This window comes from Hydrogenivirga sp. (genome assembly GCF_056450045.1).
In genome coordinates this window covers 1-3777 of record NZ_JBWONM010000061.1, presented here as the reverse complement: position 1 = coordinate 3777, position 3777 = coordinate 1, and the positions used below count along the sequence as shown (strand labels likewise).

The following is a 3777-nucleotide window of genomic DNA, read 5'->3' as shown; positions in this document are numbered from 1 at the left end:
CTTTCCTGACGGTTCTCTCTTTACCGTGACAGTCCTTGCTCTTGACCAGTCTATATCTCTGTGGAGTCTGATTTTGAGTTTCCCGAGCTTCGGAAGGTGCAGGTATGCAAACCTACTGTTCTTCTTCTCAAGCTTGATAACCTCCACAAGCCTTCCTTTCTGTTTCATCCACACTTGAGGGAAGGTGAAGGAGCTGTATTTGGAGAGCTTCTTTTTCTTGGGATATTCTGCTTCCCCTTTGAAGAACTTCTGGAAAGCATTATCAACCCTTCTTAAACAGTCCTGAAGGACTTGAGAGTGAACGAGTTTGAGGGATGGGTCTTTTTCCTTGAGTTTGGGAAGGGAGTTTTGCTGGTCTGAGTATGTGATGCTTTTCCTTTCCTCTTTCCATGCTCTCTTTCTTTCCTCAAGGGCATGGTTATAAAGGCTTTGCAGTATAAAGAGCCAGCTTTCCATTCTGTATTCCAGCAGAGCTGAAGGGTAGGCTCTGAACTTGTAGGTCAGTAAGAATTTAGTCTCTTCCTTGACTCTGGACATAGCGTTTGATATTATACCCATTTAGAACCAACTACTTGTCAACGCCTTTACGGGCGACGGCTGCACACTCTCCCTTACGGTAGGGGACTTAGGACGTAAATTTAGTTAAAACCTGAGCAGGAGGTATAGGATGCTTCCCAGAGAGTTGATAGATCTGATGAGAGACCTCGGGGTCTTTCCCGTTGTCATAGGGACCGTTGATGGTGAAGGAAACCAGCACATGACCTTCATAACATGGATATACCCCTTGGACGAGAGGACGCTTCGTTTTGCGGTCAGTTCAAAGGCGAAGACCGCGGAGAACATCCGCCAGACGGGGAAGGTGGCAGTCCAGATGTTCGCTCCCGACAAGTCCCTGACCTGCTACGGCACAGCCCGGGAGGTTTTAGAAAAGATTGAGGGCGTTCCCTTTGACGTCTCAGCCTTTGAGATGGAGATAGACACGGTGGAGAACTCCCTCTTCCCCGGCTCCACCATCACCGGTGTCATACCCTTTGCACATACTGGAAAGGTTCTGAAGATGGTTGAGCTTGATGAGAAGGTCATGTCTGCCTTAAGAAACAGGAGTTGATTACTCTAAGAGTTTTAATCCCCGGTGGAAGGGTAAAGAGCTTCAGGGCTGAGTGGGACAGGGAGCAGGTCCCCGTTGGCTGGCGTGTTCTCATCCCATCAAAGTCCGGCACAGCGACCGGCGTTGTTGTTGGAGTCGGAAAGGAGGAAGCACGAGAGGAGATCCTGTCCTTCCCCGATCCCAAGCCTATCCTTGATACAGATTCTCTCTCCCTTATTGATGAGCTCTCTTCGGACTACCTGCTCAGCAGGGGATACCTCCTCCAGAGGCTTCTCCCCTCCGCCTTCTTCTGGAGGGAGGAGGAGGTTCTTAAGGTCTCAAGGACAAACCTGAAGGGGCTTGACCCTAAGAGCCTTGAGGTCGTTGAGTACGTGAAGAAGAGAAGGGGTGTAAAGCCAGAAAACCTCAAGAAGAGGTTCAACCCCCAGCTGATAAATCTTCTCCTCAAAAGGGGAATACTCAGATTAGAGAAGGTCTGGAACGCACCCTCCCTTGAGGAGAGATTTTACAGCCTCGCCCTGCCTCTGAGAGATGCCCTTAAAAGGGTGAGGTCTGAGGAAAAGAGAAGGCTCCTAGTGTTTCTGAGCGGTAGAGAAGGTGTGAGCGAGGAGGAGCTCAGGAGCTGGGGCTTTAGCAGATCCCTCCTAAGGGAGCTCCTAAGGAGGGGCATCCTGAGGGAAGAGAGCAGGTCTCCAGAGGAACTTCGGAGGGAGGTTGAGACTCCGAGGGCTGTTGTAAAAAGGATATCCGCTGACAGGAGGCTCCTGTGGTCAAGCTTTGGAGAGGCTCTCGGGGAAGTTGAGGAGCTGTGCCTTGACCACATCTCAAGGGGTATGTCTGTCCTCATCCTGTTCCCCGACACGGGCCAGATGTACAGAGCCCTTGAGAGACTCAGAGGGATTTTAAGGGACAAACTCTTGGAGATTCATTCAGGTGTTCCCCCCAAGAGGCTCTTTGAGTCCTGGTTTTCAGCTACGGAAGGGGGGAGGGTTGTTGTGGGCACCTTCCTCGCATCCCTGTGCCCCGTTGAGAGGCTCGGAACTTTGATACTCTTTGATGAGAGCTCTCCCGGGGTGAAGCTGAGGCACGCCGGTGGCGTTGACCTGAGGAGGATAGCCTACACCCTCTCAAAGAAGAGGGGTTCCAAGCTCCTCTTCACCACGCCCTCTCCCTCCTTGAGCTCTTACCTCCTTTTCAAGGAGGGTAGGTTCTCCCTTGAGAGGAAGTTCTCTCTCCCAAAGGTTGAGCTCCTTAAAAGGGAAGCGGGGGAGGTATTAACAGAGAGCGTCCTAAGGGTGCTTGAGAAGGAGGAGGAAAAGAGGGTGCTTCTCATAGTTCCTAAGCATGGCTACAGCTACCTCTACTGCCCGAGGTGCGAGGCTCTGGTAGAGTGTCCTAAATGTGGGACCTTCCTGACCTACTCCCTCAAGAGGAGGCTTATCTACTGCACGAACTGCTCTTACAGGCAGGAGGAGCTGGTCTGTCCCGAGTGTGAAGGTCCTTTGGAGGAGCTCGGCTTTGGAATTGAGAAGGCTCTTGAGGTGGTTGAGAGGTCTGTAGGTCTGAGGGAGGGGCTGAGCTTCTCCACCTACCCCCGTTGGGAGGAAAGCTACGACCTCTCAATAATTCTCTCCGCCGATTCCCTCCTGTCGGTTCCCTCCTACAGGGCGAGGGAGGATCTCTTCCTCTTTCTCCTGAGGACCTCTTCAGTAACGAGGGAAAGGCTCATAATCCAGACAATGTTTCCTGAGGAGGAGAGCTTCAGATACTTGGCTGAGGGTAGGCTGGAGGAGTTTTACAGACTGGAGCTTGAGAGGCGGGAGAGGGAGATGTTGCCACCCTTCTGGAGGCTCCTCCTTCTGAAGGTATCCGATCTGGAGATTGAGGGCTACGTGAGGAAGTTCCTCTCACCCCATCTGAGGAGCACCTACAACAGGAGGGAGGGATGCTACGAGCTGCTTGTGAAGTTCAGGGACAGGAGAACCCTTCTGAAGATGAGACAGCTTATGAGAAGGTTCGGAAAGGCTATAATTGAGGCTAAGGTTGACCCTTTCTGAGATGAAGCTCGTCCGCTTTGCCCTCAACTTCGCCATAGGAACTGTCCTAAGCAGGGTCCTTGGCTTTGTGAGGGACGCCACCGTTGCCTACTACTTTGGGGCGAGCCATATATCGGACGCCTTCTTTATAGCCTTCAGGATACCCAACAGCTTCAGGAGATTGCTCGGAGAGGGGGGATTCAACGCTGCGTTCGTTCCCCTGTACACCAGAGCCCTTGAGAGGGGAGAGGAGAGGGAGTTCCTCTCCAAGGTTCTCGGACTCTACCTTCTGGCGAACTTAGCCTTTACCCTCCTCGGTGTAGCTCTTTCCAGAGAGATAGTCAGCCTCATAGCCCCGGGGATAAGGGATGAGGAGACCTTCTCCCTCGCGGTCTTCATGGCAAGGTTCCTCTTCCTGTATCTCCTTCTCGTCGGTGTGAACGCCCTCTTCATGGGAATCCTGAACGTCAGGGGGAGGTTCTTCATCCCCGCCTTCTCCCAGGGGATATTCAACGCCGTTTTTGTGCTGGTTCTCCTCCTCTTCGCAGAGCCTTACGGCTACCTCTCCCTGATAGCAGGCGTTCTCTTGGGAGGGCTCCTTCAGGTTCTGGTGAACGTACCTCTCCTCCTGAG

General features: G+C 52.6%; 4 protein-coding genes. 3 read left to right on the top strand and 1 reads right to left on the bottom strand.

Annotation, left to right across the window (positions count from 1 at the left end; genetic code table 11):
* The coding region (locus AC1HCM_RS02430; protein ID WP_479460186.1) for an RNA-guided endonuclease InsQ/TnpB family protein at window positions 1–537 on the bottom strand (537 nt) is incomplete at its 3' end.
* A 130-nt stretch (window positions 538–667) separates the two neighbouring features.
* Here AC1HCM_RS02430 and AC1HCM_RS02425 point away from each other — a divergent pair.
* The 3 genes from AC1HCM_RS02425 to AC1HCM_RS02415 all read left to right on the top strand — a co-directional run.
* Window positions 668–1108: a pyridoxamine 5'-phosphate oxidase family protein gene (locus tag AC1HCM_RS02425; protein ID WP_479460185.1), complete on the top strand. Its 441-nt coding sequence runs from the start codon at window positions 668–670 to the stop codon at window positions 1106–1108.
* Window positions 1105–3165 carry a primosomal protein N' family DNA-binding protein gene (locus tag AC1HCM_RS02420; protein ID WP_479460184.1) on the top strand — a complete coding sequence of 687 codons (2061 nt, stop codon included), beginning with the start codon at window positions 1105–1107 and terminating at the stop codon, window positions 3163–3165. The genes AC1HCM_RS02425 and AC1HCM_RS02420 overlap by 4 nt, the downstream gene beginning before the upstream one ends.
* The coding region (locus AC1HCM_RS02415; RefSeq protein ID WP_479460183.1) for a lipid II flippase MurJ at window positions 3152–3777 on the top strand (626 nt) is incomplete at its 3' end. The genes AC1HCM_RS02420 and AC1HCM_RS02415, both read left to right, overlap by 14 nt.